A 15,268-nucleotide genomic window follows, 5' to 3' on the forward strand; every position below is an offset into this window, starting at 1 on the left:
GCGGGAGAGGTCGCCGGTGGTCACTGGGTCACTCCGTACAGGGCGAGAAGGTTCTTCATCCGCTCCTGAGCCAGCTTCGGGTCCGGGAACAGGCCCAGTCCGTCGGCGAGTTCGTAGGCGCGGGCGAAGTGCGGGAGGGAGCGGGCCGACTGGAGGCCGCCGACCATGGTGAAGTGCGACTGGTGGCCGGCCAGCCAGGCGAGGAACACCACGCCCGTCTTGTAGAAGCGGGTCGGGGTCTGGAAGAGGTGACGGGAGAGTTCGACGGTCGGGTCGAGCAGGGCACGGAAGCCCGCCACATCGCCCGTGTCCAGGACCCGTACCGCCTGAGCCGCCAGCGGGCCCAGTGGGTCGAAGATGCCGAGCAGGGCGTGGCTGAAGCCCTTCTCGTCGCCCGCGATCAGCTCGGGGTAGTTGAAGTCGTCGCCCGTGTAGCAGCGCACGCCCTGCGGGAGCCTGCGGCGGATGTCGATCTCCCGCCGGGCGTCCAGCAGGGAGACCTTGATGCCCTCCACCTTGTCCGGGTGCGCGGCGATGACGTCCAGGAAGGTGTCGGTGGCCGCGTCCAGGTCGGACGAGCCCCAGTAGCCGTCCAGCGCCGGGTCGAACATCGGGCCGAGCCAGTGCAGGATCACCGGCTCGGAGGCCTGGCGCAGGAGGTGGCCGTAGACCTCCAGGTAGTCCTCGGGGCAGTTCGCGGCCGGCGCGAGCGCGCGGGACGCCATCAGGATGGCCTGGGCGCCGGACTCCTCCACGAGGGCGAGCTGCTCCTCGTAGGCCGTCCGGACCTCCTCGAGGGACCCGGCGGTGATCTGGTCGGTGCCGACTCCGCAGGCGATCCGGCCGCCGACCGCCTTGGCCTCGGCGGCCGACCGTCGGATCAGCTCGGCCGCGCCCGCCCAGTCCAGGCCCATGCCGCGCTGGGCGGTGTCCATCGCCTCGGCGACCCCGAGCCCGTGCGACCACAGGTGGCGGCGGAAGGCGAGGGTGGCGTCCCAGTCGACGGCGGCGGGCGAGTCGGGCGACACGTCCGCGTACGGGTCGGCGACGACGTGCGCCGCCGAGAAGACCGTACGAGAGGTGAAGGGTGAGCCGGCCGTGACGGCGAGGGGCTCGGGGCGGGGCTCGTACGTCCTCAATCCGCCCTTGGAGTCCGGGAGTCGGATGGTCACAGCGCGATCTCCGGGATGTCGATGCGGGCGCCCTGGGCCGAGGACTTCAGGCCCAGCTCGGCGAGCTGGACGCCGCGGGCGCCGGCGAGGAGGTCCCAGTGGTAGTCGGCACCGGCGTAGACGTGCTTGAGGAACAGCTCCCACTGGGCCTTGAAGCCGTTGTCGAACTCGTCGTTGTCCGGGATCTCCTGCCACTGGTCGCGGAAGGAGTAGGTGGCCGGGATGTCGGGGTTCCAGACCGGCTTGGGGGTCATGCTGCGGTGCTGGATGCGGCAGTTGCGCAGGCCGGCGACGGCCGAGCCCTCTGTGCCGTCGACCTGGAACTCCACCAGCTCGTCGCGGTTGACGCGCACGGCCCAGCTGGAGTTGATCTGGGCGATCGCGCCGCCTTCCAGCTCGAAGATGCCGTAGGCCGCGTCGTCCGCCGTCGCGTCGTAGGGCTTGTCGTTCTCGTCCCAGCGCTGCGGGATGTGGGTGGCGGTGAGGGCCTGCACGGACTTCACCCGGCCGAACAGCTCGTGCAGGACGTACTCCCAGTGCGGGAACATGTCGACGACGATGCCGCCGCCGTCCTCCGCGCGGTAGTTCCACGACGGGCGCTGAGCGGTCTGCCAGTCGCCCTCGAAGACCCAGTAGCCGAACTCTCCGCGGATGGAGAGGATGCGGCCGAAGAAGCCGCCGTCGATGAGGCGCTTGAGCTTGAGCAGGCCCGGGAGGAACAGCTTGTCCTGGACGACGCCGTGCTTGATGCCCGCGGCGTTCGCGAGGCGCGCCAGTTCCAGGGCGCCCTCCAGGCCGGTCGCGGTCGGCTTCTCGGTGTAGATGTGCTTGCCCGCGGCGATCGCCTTCTTGATCGCCTCCTCGCGGGCCGAGGTCACCTGGGCGTCGAAGTAGATGTCGACGGTCGGGTCGGCGAGGACCGCGTCGACGTCGGTCGAGATGTTCAGCGGGTCCAGGCCGTGCTGCTCGGCGAGCGCCCTGAGCGCGTGCTCGCGGCGGCCGACCAGGACCGGCTCCGGCCACAGCACCGTGCCGTCGCCGAGGTCGAGGCCGCCCTGTTCGCGGATGGCCAGGATGGAGCGGACCAGGTGCTGGCGGTAGCCCATGCGCCCGGTCACGCCGTTCATGGCGATACGCACCGTCTTGCGTGTCACGTCATTCCCTTCGCAGGCGTCGTACACAGCGTCGTACGCGGGTGGTGTGCGCCGCGTCGGCCCCACTCATGAGCGTCACAGCAAGCGCTTTCTATACAAGGAGAAGTTAGCCTCTGGGCAGTGGTCCGGACAAGACCGTGACCGCTTCGAGTTGTTCGAGGGGACGAACAGTGGGGGGTTCTGGCCGTAAGGTCTGCTCGACGTGCTCGGAACCGGAGGCCTCGGGCGGCCTGTCTACGAGCACGTACGACGAGGTACGGACGTACGACGAGGTACGAGAGATGCGCGACGAAATGCGCGACCGGAGGACGACGAGATGACGGTGACCCTGGCGGACGTGGCGGCCCGCGCGCAGGTCTCGCCCGCGACGGTGTCGCGCGTGCTGAACGGGAACTATCCCGTGGCCGCCTCCACCCGTGAGCGGGTGCTGAAGGCGGTCGACGAGCTGGACTACGTGCTGAACGGGCCGGCCAGCGCGCTGGCGGCGGCGACTTCCGATCTGGTCGGAATCCTCGTCAACGACATCGCCGACCCCTTCTTCGGGATCATGGCGAGCGCGATCCAGTCGGAGATCGGGGGGCCGGGCGGCCGGGCCGGCGGTGAGCGCCTCGCGGTCGTCTGCAACACGGGGGGTTCGCCGGAGCGTGAGCTGACGTATCTGACCCTCCTGCAGCGGCAGCGGGCGGCGGCGGTCGTGCTGACCGGCGGCGCCATGGAGAACGAGCCGCACGCGGCGGCGGTCGCGGCGAAGCTGCGGAAGCTGACGGACGCGGGGACACGGGTGGTGCTGTGCGGGCGGCCGCCGGCGCCGGACACCGGGGCGATCGCGCTGGCCTTCGACAACCGCGGGGGCGGACAGCAGCTGACCGAGCACCTGATCGGCCTTGGACACCGGCGGCTGGGCTATATCGCGGGTCCGGAGGAGCGGACGACGACACGGCACCGTCTCGAGGGGCACCGGGCGGCGCTGGCCGCGGCGGGGATCGAGGAGGATCCGCGGTTGACGGTGTGGGGGCGCTACGACCGGACCTCCGGGTACGAGGCGACGCTGGAGCTGCTCCGCCGGGACCCGTCCCTCACCGCGGTGGTCGCGGCGAACGACTCCGTCGCGCTCGGGGCGTGCGCGGCGCTGCGGGAGACCGGGCTGCGGATTCCGGAGGACGTGTCGGTCGCCGGGTTCGACGACCTGCCGTTCAGTGTCGACGCGGTGCCCGCGCTGACGACGGTGCGGCTGCCGCTGGCGGAGGCGGGGGCGCGGGCCGGGCGGATCGCCATGGGGCGCGAGGAGCCGCCACCGGGCGGGATGGCTACGGTCCGGGGGGAGCTGATGGTGCGGGGGTCCTCCGGGGTGCCGCGGAATCCGGCGGCGGCGTGACCGTCCCGTCTCTGGGGGCTGCCGCCCCCAGACCCCCGCTTTCGGCCTGAACGGCCTCGTCCTCAGACGCCGGACGGGCTGAGTGGGTGTCCGAGGAACTGCCCGACGACCTCGTGGAGTTGTGGCCTCGGCTGATGGAGTCGGCCGGGACGACGGGCGGGCATCCGTATCTCCGCCGGCCCGACGCCTCCTTCTTCCTCCAGGGCCTGGAGGCCATGGACGCCGTCGTGGCGCGAGCCGGCTCGATACGACGATCTGCCCGAGGGCATCGCGCCCTGGCCTCACGACCCGGGACCGCCGTTCGAGAGCTGGCCCGGACTGGCGGAGGCAGCGGAGAGCAGGGCGGACGGTCCGAGGCCGGAGGAGGCCTCGGCGCGGGTCGTCGAGGACCTTCTGCAAACGCATCCGTTCGCCCGCACATGTCACCTCGCCCTCGCCCTCATCCCCGCCCGCCACAGTGCCGATGTACCGGCCGTGCTGGGCCGGTCCTCCGGGGCCCCGCTGCCCCTGCTGTGTGCCCTGCTGCGCAGTGGGGAGGAGCGGTTCGGAGCCCGGGTCGTGGCGGCCTTCGGAGGTGAGCTGTTCGCCTCGGCCGCCCGGCCGCCGCTCGACCTTCCGCACGCCGAGCGGCTCGCCCTGGAGCATGTCCTCTCCACCGCCGAGCTGGTCGGACGGACCGAGTGGCGGTTCTGGTGGGACTGAGCGATGACTCTCGGCCGGTTCTTCGGTCTGATGGACGTAACGCCGGTCAAGGCACCGCAGACGGAGAGTACGGACAGTAGGGAGCGAGTCACATGCGCATCGTTGTCAGCGAGTTCATCAGTCTCGACGGAGTCGTGCAGGCGCCCGGCGGTCCCCAGGAGGACACCGACGGCGGGTTCGCGCACGGCGGGTGGTCGCATCCGTACTTCGATCCGGAGGTGGTCGGCGGGGCCTTCGCCGCGGGCCTGGAGCAGGCCGAGGCACTGCTGTACGGGCGCCGTACCTATCTGACGATGGCGGCGGCCTGGCCCGACCGGGCCGGGGACCCGTTCGCCGACCGGCTCAACGCGATGAAGAAGTACGTCGTCACCGACACCCTCGACGACGACCAGCTGACCTGGAACAACACCGAGCGCATCCCGGGCGGGGAGGCCGTCGCGCGGATCCGTGAGCTGCGTGCCGCTCCCGGCGGCGACCTGGCGATGATGGGCAGCCCCACCCTCGTGCGGACCCTCATCAGCGAGGGGCTGGTGGACGAACTCCAGCTCATCCACATGCCGGTGCTCCTCGGCGGCGGAAAGTCCATCTTCCCCGAGGACGGGACCAAGCGGCCGTTCGAGCTGGTCTCCACGGCCAGGGGCAAGACCGGTGTGCAGGTGAGCGTGTACCGGCCGGTGACCGACGAGGGGTAGTCACGCGGGTGCGGGTGTCCTAGTCTCGGAGCCGACGGTATCTCTGACTGAGTCAACTATCTGGTTCATGTATCCGGGACAACCATCCGGGGGTCGACGCTCATGACCGTCCAGGACATCCGCACCTTCAACCGCTTCTACACGAACGTCATCGGTGCCCTCGACTACAGCCGCCAGCTGTACGCCCCGTTCACCCTGACCGAGTCCCGCGTCCTGTACGAACTGGCGCACTCCCCGCGGACGGACGCGGCCGACCTGCGGGCCGAACTCTCCCTGGACGCCGGGTACCTGAGCCGGATCCTGAACAAGTTCGAGGAGGACGGGCTGATCGAGCGCACGCCGTCCGCCGACGACTCCCGGCGCCGGCGCGTCTCCCTCACGCCCCACGGCCGCGAGACCGCCGCCCTCCTCGCCGAGCGTGCGAACGAATCGGTGGGCGCGCTGCTGTCCACCGTGCCCTCCGCCGAGCGGCCGCGCCTGGCGGAGGCGATGCGGGCCGTCCGCGAGATCCTCTCCGAGGGCCGCCCTCCCCGCCGTGAGGACGTCGTCCTGCGCGAACCGGCCCCCGGCGACCTCGGCTGGATCGTCCAGCGCAACGCCGCGCTGTACGCGTCCGAGTTCGGCTGGAACACCGACTACGAGGGGCTGGTGGCGCGGATCGTCGCCGACTTCGCCGAGGACCACGACCCGCATCTGGAGCGGGTGTGGATCGCCGAGCTCGACGGCCGCCCGGTGGGGTGTGTGATGTGCGTACGGGACGAGGCGCCCGGCACGGCCCGGCTGCGGCTGCTGCTGGTCGAGCCGGACGCGCGCGGGCTCGGCATCGGCGACCGGCTCGTGCGGGCCGTCGTCGACTTCGCGCGCGGTGTCGGCTACCGGGAACTCGTCCTGTGGACCAACGACGTCCTGGCCTCCGCCCGCCGCATCTACCAGCGCCACGGCTTCGTGCTCGTCGCCGAGAAACCGCACCGTTCTTTCGGAAAGGACCTGAACGGCCAGGACTGGCGCCTGGACCTGCACGGCACCCCCGAGTGACAGTAGGGACCATGAGACTGGCGTTCTCCACCCTCGGCGTACCCGGCCTGCCCATCCCGGACGTGATCCGGCTGGCGGCCACCCACGGCTACCACGGTGTCGAACTGCGCGCGCATCCGGAGGAGCCGGTGCACCCCGGCATCGACCTCTCGGAACGTGCCGACGTGGCCGCCGAGTTCAAGGCGGGCGGCATCGAGGTGCTGGGCCTCGCCGGGTACGCGCGCGTGGCCGCGCCCGGCGACGACGGTCCGGTGATCGACGAGATCCGCGGCCTTCTCGACCTCGCCCGCGACCTCGGCGCCCCCTACATCCGGGTCTTCCCGGGCGGCGGGCACGAGCAGAGCACCGAGCGCGCCGACGCGACGGCCGCGCGACGGCTCGGCACGGCGGCGGAGTACGCCGCCGACCTCGGCGTACGCATCCTCCTCGAGACCCACGACTCGCACCGCAGGGCCGCCGACGCGATCCGCATCCTGGGTCTCGTCGGGCACCGCCATGTCGGCGCCCTCTGGGACGTCATGCACACCTGGCTGGGCGGCGAGCAGCCCTCGGAGTCGTACGCGGCCCTCTCCCCCTACCTCGGCTACGTCCAGGTCAAGGACATCGCCTCCGCCGAGGACACGGCCCCGCTCGCGCTCGGCGCGGGCGTACTGCCGCTCACCGAGACCGTGGAGGTGCTCTCCCGGCACGGCTGGGACGGCTGGCTGTGCTGGGAGTACGAGAAGCGGTGGTACGAGGAGGCCGCACCGCTGCCGGAGCTGCTGGCGACGGGGCGGGAGCACCTGGGGCGACTGCTCAACGAGTGCGCGTAGCGCTCTGCTCGAGAGTGCCGCTGTGCGGCTGCGCCGCGGGGCGCAGCCGCCGTCCCGGTACCCGCGCCGCGAACCTGGCCACCCGCGTCTCCAGGCGCTCCCGGCACTCGGGCCACTCCGCCGCCGTGACCGAGAAGATCGCGGAGTCGCGGAGATTTCCCTCCTCGCCGGGGGCCCACGAACGCGACCAGTTCCTCAGAACGCCTTCGAAGCGTGCGCCGACGCTCTGGATCGCCGCGCGCGAACGCTCGTTACGGGCGTCGGTCTTCAGGTCCACCCGCGACACACCCCACACCTCGAAGGCGTGCCGGAAGAGCAGCAGCTTGGCCTCGGCGTTCACACCCGTGCCCTGCGCCGACGCGCCGAGCCAGGTGAAACCGACCTCGACGGCGTCCAACCGGTCGTCGCCGCGCCAGCACCGCGGCTCCCAGTACGAGGTCGCGCCCACCGCCCGCCCGGTCGCGACCGACACCTGCGCGTAGGGTGCCAGCCGCCCGGTGGCCGCGCGGGCGAGCTGCGCGTCGACGTAGTCGCCGACCTCGGCTGCTGTGGGCACCCAGGTGAACTCGTACGTGCCCCGGTCCTCCTCGGCCGCCACCGCGAGGTCGGCGGCGTGCCGGTGTTCCAGCGGCTCCAGACGCACCAACCTGCCTTCCAGTACCGGGCCTTCGAGCCGGTAACCGCCGCCTTCAGCCATCCTCGTGAACCCCCTACGCCGGCAACTGCCCCCGCAGCTGGGCGAAGGCCTCATGGAAAGCGGGGAAAGTCTTCCGTACGCAGCCGGGGTCGTCGAACGAAATACCCGGCACCCGCAGGCCGGTGACCGCGAAGGACATCACGATGCGGTGGTCGCCGTACGAGGTGATCTCCGTACCGCTCCCGGACGGCACACCCGGCCGGATCTCGATCCAGTCGGGGCCCGTCGACACGGCCACCCCCAGCCGCCGCAGGTTCTCCGCGCAGGCCTCCAGCCGGTCGCACTCCTTCACCCGTGTGTTCGCCACGTCCTCGATCCGCACCGGCCCGTCCGCGAAGGGCGCGATCGCCGCCAGTGTCGGCATCGTGTCCGAGATGTCCCGCATGTTCACCGTCAGGCCGCGCAGCACTCCCGTGCCCCTGACGGTCGTGCCGTCGGGGCGCACCGAGACCTCCGCGCCCATCCTCCGCAGTACGTCGACGAAGCCGAGGTCCCCCTGCAACGCCCCCGCGCCCAGCCCCGGCACCGTCACCTCGGCGCCCGGTGTCACCGCGGCCGCCGCGAAGAAGTAGCTCGCCGTCGAGGCGTCGGGCTCGATCGCGTACGTGGTCGCCCGGTAGCCGCCCGGCGGGACCACGAACACGTCGCCCTCCCGCTCGACCTCCACGTCGAACGCCCGCATCATCGCGATCGTGATCTCCACATAGGGGACGGACACCAGGTCGGTGACCCGGATCCGCAGGCCCTTGCGGGTCAGCGGGCCCAGCAGCAGCAACGCCGTCAGGTACTGCGAGGACTGCCCCGCGTCCAGGACCACCTCTCCGCCCTCGACACCGGCCGCCCGCACCGTCAGCGGGTGGTGCCCCTCCGCCTCCTCGTGCCGCAGGTCGACGCCGAGGTCGCGCAGGGCGCGGGTCAGGGGCAGCAGGGGCCGGCGGCGCATCTGGGCCGAGGCGTCGAAGCGGTACGTCCCGTGTCCCGCCGCCGCCAGGGTCGGCAGGAAGCGGGCGGTCGTGGCGCCGTCCCGGCAGTACACGTCCGCCTCGCTCACCGCGGGGCCCTGCGGACGGCCGTCCACCTGCCAGGCGTCCCGGGTCCGCCCGACGCGATACCCGAGCCGCACCAGCCCCTCGGCGAAGCCCTCGGTGTCGTCCGAGCGCAGGGGGCGCAGGAGGGTGGTGACTCCGTCGGCGGCCGCCGCCAGGAAGAGCGCACGCGCGGTGATGGACTTGGAACCGGGGATGGTGACTACGGGCATGCCCTCATGATCGGCCGAGTGCGGGCTCGGTCGCCGCCTCGTCCACGGGATGGACGACTTCCCGTCGCCCCCGCGTCACCGACGCCAGCCCCACCCCGCCCACCAGCAGCGCCGCCGCGCACCAGCGCAGCGGGCTCACCCCCTCCCCCAGGAAGACGGCCGCCGACGACACCCCGAAGACCGGGACGAGGAGCGAGAACGGCGCGACCGTCGACGCCGGGTACCGGCGCAGCAGCCACCCCCACGCCCCGAAGCCGAACACCGTCGTCACCCAGGCCACGTAGACGACCGTGCCGGCGCCCTGCCAGTCCAGGGCGCGCAGGGCGTCGTAGTCCCGGCTCGGCCCCTCCAGCAGCAGGGACAGGCAGAGCAGCGGCAGGACCGGGACCGTGCTCACCCAGACCATGAAGTTCAGGGCGTCCGGCGGGGCCGCCTTGCGGGTCAGGACGTTCGAGACGCCCCAGCAGGCCGCCGCGCCGATCACGAGGGCGAAGGCGCCGAGCGGGCCCGAGGTGCCCTCGTCGACCGCCGCGACACCGATGCCCGCCAGCGCCACCGCCATGCCCGACACCCGTACCGCGGAAGGCCGTTCGCCCAGCACGACGAAGGCCACCCCGGCCGTGAACACCGCCTGTATCTGCACGACCAGCGAGGACAGTCCCGCCGGCATTCCGGCGTCCATGCCGATGAACAGCAGACCGAACTTGGCCACACCGAGCACCAGGCCCACCGCCAGCACCCACCTCCACGCCACCTTCGGGCGGCCCACGAAGAGGACGGCCGGCAGGGCCGCCGCGAGGAAGCGCAGGGCCGAGAACAGCAGCGGAGGGAAGTGGTCGAGGCCGATCTCGATGACCGTGAAGTTCACGCCCCAGACGGCGGCGACGACCACGGCGAGAGCAAGGTGTGCAGGTCGCATGCGTTCGAGCATCACGCCCCACGACCGTGTAGCACCAGCGATGATTACTGCATGGTCGGATGAAGCAACGCTGATGAATGGGAGCTGCCGTGCTCGATCTCCAACGCCTGCGCGCCCTGCACGCCGTCTCCGTCCACGGGACCGTGGGAGCGGCGGCCGCCGCGCTCGGGTACACGCCGTCCGCCGTGTCCCAGCAGATCGCCAAGCTGGAGCGGGAGACCAGGACCGTACTCCTCGAAAGAGAAGGACGAGGGGTGCGGCTGACCCCCGAGGCGCATCAACTCGTCGATACGGCCCAGGAGTTGCTCGCCATAGTCGAGCGGGCCGAGACCGCGCTGGAGGAGCGGCGCGGGGTGCCGGCGGGGCGGCTGACGATCGCCGCGTTCGCCTCGGCGGCGCGCGGCCTGATGCCCGCCGTGCTCGCCGACCTGGCCACCCGGCACCCCGCGCTCGACGCCCGGCTCACCGAGATCGACCCCCATCTCTCCGTGGACCTGGTCGCCAAGGGCGCGGTCGACCTGGCCGTCGTGCACGACTGGGACATCGCGCCGCTGCCCGTGCCGCCGGGCGTCGAGCACGCGGTGATCGGCGACGACCGCAGCACGCTGCTGGTGCCCGTCGGCCACCCCTTCGCCGGGCGGGAGTCCGTGCGGCGCGAGGAGCTGGGCGGGGAGCGGTGGGTGTGCCAGCCGCCGGGGCGGGTCTGTCACGACTGGCTGGTGCGGACCATGCGGGCCGCCGGGCACGAGCCGGAGATCGTGCACCAGGCCGACGAGAACCCGACCCTGGTCGCGCTGGTCGCCGGTGGCCTGGGCATCTGTCTCGTCCCGCGCCTGGGCCGCGGCCCGCTGCCCGCCGGGGTGGTCGAGGTGCGCCTCGAGCCCACCCCCGTACGGCGCCTGTACGCCCTGTGGCGCAAAGGAGCCGCTCGTCGTCCGGCGATCGCAGAGACGGTACGCACTCTGCAGGAGCAGTGGCCGGGCATCATGTCCCACCCGTCCCCTTGAACCCTCGGGCACCAACTTCCGGGAATCGCGCGGAAGGCGGGAACCCGCCCCGCATACGGTTCGTCCAACCCGCAAGCTGCCGGATGAGTCTCCGCCGTGCGGTGTCGGCCCTCGCTGCTGGCTGCGATCGCTGACTCCACCCTCTCCGCCGTACAGCGGCCGGCAGCACGCCGCCATCGGCGCGCCCCCCTCCAACAGCGCCGATGGCGGCCCCTCCGCCAAACCCCCGCCGTGCGCGCTCCCTTGACTGGCAGAAACTTCCCGGATATTGAGTCCCTCACGGAAGTTTCCTTCAGTCGATCTCCAGCGGATCACTCCGGAAGGAGCGCACGTGCCCTCCAGACGTACCGTCCTCGCCGCCACCGCAGGCGTCACCGCGGCTCTGGCCGTCGGCACCACGGCAAGCGCCGGCACCCCCGGCGACAAGAAACTCCGCTCCCTCATCTCCCGTATGACCCTGGAGGAGAAGGTCGGTCAGCTCTTCGTGATGCGGGTCTACGGCCACTCGGCCACCGACCCCGACCAGGCCGACATCGACGCCAACCTCAAGGAGATCGGCGTCCGCACGGCCGCCGAGCTGATCGCCAAGTACCGCGTCGGCGGCATCATCTACTTCACCTGGGCGCACAACACCAAGGACCCGCACCAGATCGCGGACCTGTCCAACGGCATCCAGCGCGCCTCCCTCAGCCGGCCCCGCGGTCTGCCCGTCCTTGTCACCACCGACCAGGAACACGGCATCGTCTGCCGCGTGGGCAGGCCCGCCACCCTCTTCCCGGGCGCCATGGCGATGGGCGCCGGCGGCTCCCGCGAGGACGCCCGCACCCTTGGCCGCATCTCCGGCGCCGAACTGCGCGCCATGGGCATCAACCAGGACTACTCCCCCGACGCCGATGTGAACATCAACCCGGCCAACCCCGTCATCGGCGTCCGGTCCTTCGGTGCCGACCCGGACGCGGTGGCCGCACTGGTCGCCGCCGAGGTCGCCGGCTACCAGAGGTCGTCGGTCGCCGCGACCGCCAAGCACTTCCCGGGGCACGGGGACACGGCCGTCGACAGTCACTACGGCTTCCCGGTGATCACCCACAGCCGGGAGCTGTGGGAGAAGCTGGACGCCGTGCCGTTCCGGGCGGCCGTCAAGGCGGGCATCGACTCGATCATGACGGCGCACATCCAGTTCCCGGCCCTCGACGACTCCGGCGACCCGGCGACCCTCTCCCACCCGATCCTCACCGGCATCCTGCGCGAGGAACTCGGCTACGACGGGGTGGTGGTGACGGACTCCCTGGGCATGCAGGGCGTACGGACCAAGTACGGCGACGACCGCGTCCCCGTGCTCGCGCTCAAGGCCGGCGTCGACCAGCTCCTCAACCCGCCCGACCTCGCCACCGCCTGGAACGCCGTCCTCAAGGCCGTCCAGGACGGGGAACTCACCGAATCCCGGCTGGACGAGTCGATCCTGCGCATCCTGAAGCTCAAGGCCAGGCTGCGGCTCTTCGACGAGCCCTACGTCAGCCGGAAGGGCGTCGACCGGACCGTGGGCACGGCCGAGCACCTGGCCGCCGCCGACCGTATCGCCGAGCGCACGACGACCCTGCTGGTCAACACGGGTGGCCTGCTGCCGCTGTCCCGGCTCACGCACCGGAAGATCCTCGTCGTCGGCGCCGACCCGGCCTCCCCGTCCGGTACGACGGGACCGCCCACCGGCGTGCTCGCGAGCGCCCTCACCGAACTGGGCTTCACCGCCACCGCCCTGTCCACGGGCACGGCCCCCTCCGCGGCCACCGTCGCCGCGGCGGTCGCGGCGGCGCAGGACGCGGACGCGGTGGTCGTGGGCACCTACAACGTCACCGCGGGCAGCTCGCAGCGCACGCTGGTCGAACAGCTGGCGGCGACCGGAAGGCCGGTGGTGGCCATCGCGATCCGCAATCCGTACGACGTGGCCCACCTCCCCTCCGCCTCGGCCCACTTGGCGTCGTACTCGTGGACCGATGTGGAGCTGCGGGCGGCCGCGCGGGTCGTCGCGGGCTCGGCGGTGCCGCGCGGGAAGCTGCCGGTGCCGGTGCAGCGGGCGGACGATCCGGCGAAGGTGCTGTATCCCATCGGGTACGGACTGACGTACTAGAACCCCTGCGCCCCGCGCCCGATGCAGGGCGCGTAGGGCGCATACGTAACGCACCCGGCGCGCAACCCCAAACTGGCCCAAAGCCTCCCGCGCGTCTGGCGTGCGCCCGCTGCGGCGGGTCACGCTGGATGCGGGTCATCTGGGGAGGTGCCCGGGGGGATCGCGATGCGTGAGAGAAGTTCCGTGGGGGTGGTCTGCGCACTGCTGGTACTGGTCGCCGCCCTGCTGAGCGGCTGCCAGGTCCTGAAGTCCGGGACGGACAAGGACGGCCGGGCCGGCGCGGCACCGAAGACGACCACGACCCAGCCCTCCGGCTACGGGGCGGTGTTCCTCGCCGTCGACGAGTGCAGTTCGTTCGGCTCGACGAGCTTCACCGAGGTGCCGTGCACCAGCGAGCGGGCGGCGGCCCGGGTCGTGGCGCGCTACGACGGCAGGGCGGGCAACGGACCGCTGTGCCCGGCGACCACGGACTTCGTCCTGCACATCAGCCGGCAGAGCCCGTCCTCCGACGAGGACGGCGACGGCTCGATCCCGCAGGGCTACGCCTGTATGCGCAACCTGGAGCCACCGCACCCCGGCGACCCGGGCGGCGGGGGCGGCCCCCGCACCATCGTCGGCGACTGCGTCTACGGCTCCGGGAGCGGGCAGGTCCGCGAGACGGCCTGCGACGGCAGCGGCACGAAGAAACCGCAGTACAAGGTGGTGCAGGCGGTCGCCAGGCGCGCCCAGTGCCCCGCGGGGACGGCGCTGTACGTCCAGCTGGACGGCGCACAGCCGGTGGGCTGCGCCCGGCGGGTGTGAACAACCGCCGGGCGCGGCACAGGAGTCGGCGGAGTTACGGCCGCAGAGCCGGCTCGCGCTCCACGTCCCGCACGTCCAGCCTGCTGTCGAACCTGGCCAGCGGCTTCGCCGCGGCCGTGGAGGCGGCGGGGACACCGGCCCACTGCAGGATGCGGGCGGTGGCCAGCGCCTTCTGGTCGGCGACCAGACCGGCGACGTTCGCGCCGTGGTTCAGTCCCGGTGCTGTGAAGACGTACGCGTCCTTCGCGCCCTTGTCGACGCGGAAGCGCTCCGCTCCCCACGGGTCGTTCTGGCCGTAGACGAAGAGCATGTGGTGCGCGTGGTGCCGCACCCAGGAGTCGACGTCGCGCATCGCGTGCGGCTGGAACCTCATCGGGATGTCGCGCGGGACCAGGCTGCGCGGCGACTCGTAGCCGTAGCGGATGTACTGCTTCTCGATGTACGGGAAGTGGATGTCCGGCGCGCCCAGCTGCGTGCCCGCCTGGTAGTAGTACGGCGTGTACGGCTCCAGGCCCTGGTCCGTGTAGAAGGAGAACCCGGAGATGCTGTCGACGGAGTCCCAGATCGCCTGGTCGGTCGCGGTCCTGGCGTCCGCCGGGATGGTGGCGCAGTCGCTGAGCAGGCTGTACTGCCAGAAGCCCCAGACGTAGTCCAGGACGACGGCCTCGTAGGCCCGGTCCAGGCTGCCGATGGTGTGGAAGGTGTAGCCGTTGTCCGCCGCGTAGGCCGCGTACTTCTTCTCCAGCGGCTCCCGGCGCACCAGCGCCTCGCGCTGCACGGCCTTCAGCCGGTCGCGGCACTCCTTGGTGCCGACCTTGGTGAAGAAGCGGTCGTAGGCGGAGTCCTCGTCGTTGACGACGTCGTTCGGGGCGACGTACGCGACGACGCCGTCCATGTCGCGGGGGTAGAAGCGTTCGTAGTAGGTGGCGGTCATGCCGCCCTTCGAACCGCCCGTGGAAATCCACTTCTTGGTGTAGATGGACTTCAGCGCCTTGAAGATGCGGTGCTGGTCACTGGCCGCCTGCCAGATGTCCAGCTTGCTCCAGTCGGCCGGGGCCGGCCGGGAGGGCGTGAAGAAGCGGTACTCCATGGAGACCTGGTTGCCGTCCACGATCTGGGTCGGCTCGCGGCGGCTGGGGGTCGTGGAGACGTTGTAGCCGCCGGTGTAGAAGACCGTCGGGCGGCTGACGTCCTTGTGCAGCACGGTGATCCGCTGCTGGAACGTGCCCTTGGACGGGTCGCGGTGGTCGACCGGCTGGGTGTAGTCGAGGACGAGGAAGCGGTAGCCGGTGTACGGCTTCTCCTCGATCAGGCTCATCCCCGGTATGGCGAGCAGCTGATCCTTGATGTCGGTCGTCCCGGTGGCCTCCGGCTGTGCGGCGGTGGCCGCACCCGCCGTGCTCAACGTGCCTATGAACACGGCGAGCGCGAGCAGCCATCTGAGCGCCTTGCGCATGCACCCTCCCCTGTGAATCAGATGTGCGAGCGGAAGCTATCGGAGCAACTCCGCTGCGCACCA

General features: G+C 71.5%; 14 protein-coding genes. 8 read left to right on the forward strand and 6 right to left on the reverse strand.

What is annotated here, in order from left to right:
* Positions 1 to 20 precede the first annotated feature (20 nt).
* Complete coding sequence (locus tag ABT254_RS26860) at positions 21 to 1,172, reverse strand: dihydrodipicolinate synthase family protein (protein WP_351475033.1); 1,152 nt, start codon at positions 1,170 to 1,172, stop codon at positions 21 to 23.
* Positions 1,169 to 2,326, reverse strand: a complete 1,158-nt coding sequence (locus ABT254_RS26865; protein ID WP_351475036.1) for a Gfo/Idh/MocA family protein — start codon at positions 2,324 to 2,326, stop codon at positions 1,169 to 1,171. Before ABT254_RS26865 ends, ABT254_RS26860 begins: the two co-directional genes overlap by 4 nt.
* 316 nt (positions 2,327 to 2,642) lie before the next feature.
* Between ABT254_RS26865 and ABT254_RS26870 the strand changes: the two genes are divergently transcribed.
* From ABT254_RS26870 to ABT254_RS26890, 5 genes are all read left to right on the forward strand, one after another.
* Complete coding sequence (locus ABT254_RS26870) at positions 2,643 to 3,701, forward strand: LacI family DNA-binding transcriptional regulator (protein WP_351475039.1); 1,059 nt, start codon at positions 2,643 to 2,645, stop codon at positions 3,699 to 3,701.
* A gap of 474 nt (positions 3,702 to 4,175) precedes the next feature.
* Positions 4,176 to 4,403, forward strand: coding sequence for a hypothetical protein (locus tag ABT254_RS26875; RefSeq protein WP_502972048.1), 228 nt, complete (start codon positions 4,176 to 4,178; stop codon positions 4,401 to 4,403).
* Between the two features lie 92 nt (positions 4,404 to 4,495).
* Entirely contained in the window at positions 4,496 to 5,095 is a 600-nt protein-coding gene (locus ABT254_RS26880) for a dihydrofolate reductase family protein (RefSeq protein ID WP_351475042.1), read from the forward strand.
* Between the two features lie 102 nt (positions 5,096 to 5,197).
* Entirely contained in the window at positions 5,198 to 6,130 is a 933-nt protein-coding gene (locus tag ABT254_RS26885; RefSeq protein WP_351475045.1) for a bifunctional helix-turn-helix transcriptional regulator/GNAT family N-acetyltransferase, read from the forward strand.
* An 11-nt stretch (positions 6,131 to 6,141) separates the two neighbouring features.
* Positions 6,142 to 6,942: a sugar phosphate isomerase/epimerase family protein gene (locus ABT254_RS26890; RefSeq protein ID WP_351475048.1), complete on the forward strand. Its 801-nt coding sequence runs from the start codon at positions 6,142 to 6,144 to the stop codon at positions 6,940 to 6,942.
* On the opposite strand, the gene ABT254_RS26895 is transcribed toward ABT254_RS26890, so the two are convergent.
* Genes ABT254_RS26895 through ABT254_RS26905 form a run of 3 tightly spaced genes read right to left on the reverse strand, consistent with a single transcriptional unit; the run spans position 6,926 to position 9,816 of the window.
* Positions 6,926 to 7,639, reverse strand: coding sequence for a GNAT family N-acetyltransferase (locus tag ABT254_RS26895; protein ID WP_351475050.1), 714 nt, complete (start codon positions 7,637 to 7,639; stop codon positions 6,926 to 6,928). The genes ABT254_RS26890 and ABT254_RS26895 overlap by 17 nt on opposite strands.
* Before the next feature lie 13 nt (positions 7,640 to 7,652).
* Complete coding sequence (gene aroA, locus ABT254_RS26900; RefSeq protein WP_351475053.1) at positions 7,653 to 8,897, reverse strand: 3-phosphoshikimate 1-carboxyvinyltransferase; 1,245 nt, start codon at positions 8,895 to 8,897, stop codon at positions 7,653 to 7,655.
* Positions 8,898 to 8,901: 4 nt separating this feature from the next.
* The gene (locus tag ABT254_RS26905; RefSeq protein ID WP_351475056.1) at positions 8,902 to 9,816 is read right to left on the reverse strand and encodes an EamA family transporter; all 915 of its coding nucleotides are present in this window, start codon (positions 9,814 to 9,816) and stop codon (positions 8,902 to 8,904) included.
* An 89-nt stretch (positions 9,817 to 9,905) separates the two neighbouring features.
* Between ABT254_RS26905 and ABT254_RS26910 the strand changes: the two genes are divergently transcribed.
* The 3 genes from ABT254_RS26910 to ABT254_RS26920 all read left to right on the forward strand — a co-directional run bounded on the left by ABT254_RS26910 (position 9,906) and on the right by ABT254_RS26920 (position 13,749).
* Positions 9,906 to 10,823 (forward strand): LysR family transcriptional regulator, encoded by a 918-nt coding sequence (locus tag ABT254_RS26910; RefSeq protein ID WP_351475059.1) that lies wholly within the window; start codon positions 9,906 to 9,908, stop codon positions 10,821 to 10,823.
* A 331-nt stretch (positions 10,824 to 11,154) separates the two neighbouring features.
* On the forward strand, positions 11,155 to 12,948 hold the full coding sequence (locus tag ABT254_RS26915) for a glycoside hydrolase family 3 protein (RefSeq protein ID WP_351475062.1): 1,794 nt from the start codon (positions 11,155 to 11,157) through the stop codon (positions 12,946 to 12,948).
* A 165-nt stretch (positions 12,949 to 13,113) separates the two neighbouring features.
* Positions 13,114 to 13,749, forward strand: coding sequence for a hypothetical protein (locus ABT254_RS26920; RefSeq protein ID WP_351475065.1), 636 nt, complete (start codon positions 13,114 to 13,116; stop codon positions 13,747 to 13,749).
* A gap of 34 nt (positions 13,750 to 13,783) precedes the next feature.
* Here ABT254_RS26920 and ABT254_RS26925 read toward each other — a convergent pair whose 3' ends face one another.
* On the reverse strand, positions 13,784 to 15,205 hold the full coding sequence (locus tag ABT254_RS26925) for a S28 family serine protease (protein WP_351475068.1): 1,422 nt from the start codon (positions 15,203 to 15,205) through the stop codon (positions 13,784 to 13,786).
* Between the last annotated feature and the right edge of the window lie 63 nt (positions 15,206 to 15,268).

This window comes from Streptomyces sp. NPDC001137 (assembly GCF_040298885.1).
Classification (GTDB): domain Bacteria; phylum Actinomycetota; class Actinomycetes; order Streptomycetales; family Streptomycetaceae; genus Streptomyces.

Excerpts from the sequence above, each read along its gene's own strand:
- ABT254_RS26870 (WP_351475039.1), top strand. The coding sequence starts at position 2,643 with ATGACGGTGACCCTGGCGGACGTGGCGGCCCGCGCGCAGGTCTCGCCC.
- ABT254_RS26890 (WP_351475048.1), top strand. The coding sequence starts at position 6,142 with ATGAGACTGGCGTTCTCCACCCTCGGCGTACCCGGCCTGCCCATCCCG.
- ABT254_RS26905 (WP_351475056.1), bottom strand. The coding sequence starts at position 9,816 with ATGCGACCTGCACACCTTGCTCTCGCCGTGGTCGTCGCCGCCGTCTGG.
- ABT254_RS26885 (WP_351475045.1), top strand. The coding sequence starts at position 5,198 with ATGACCGTCCAGGACATCCGCACCTTCAACCGCTTCTACACGAACGTC.
- ABT254_RS26920 (WP_351475065.1), top strand. The coding sequence starts at position 13,114 with ATGCGTGAGAGAAGTTCCGTGGGGGTGGTCTGCGCACTGCTGGTACTG.
- ABT254_RS26880 (WP_351475042.1), top strand. The coding sequence starts at position 4,496 with ATGCGCATCGTTGTCAGCGAGTTCATCAGTCTCGACGGAGTCGTGCAG.
- ABT254_RS26895 (WP_351475050.1), bottom strand. The coding sequence starts at position 7,639 with ATGGCTGAAGGCGGCGGTTACCGGCTCGAAGGCCCGGTACTGGAAGGC.
- ABT254_RS26925 (WP_351475068.1), bottom strand. The coding sequence starts at position 15,205 with ATGCGCAAGGCGCTCAGATGGCTGCTCGCGCTCGCCGTGTTCATAGGC.
- aroA (WP_351475053.1), bottom strand. The coding sequence starts at position 8,897 with ATGCCCGTAGTCACCATCCCCGGTTCCAAGTCCATCACCGCGCGTGCG.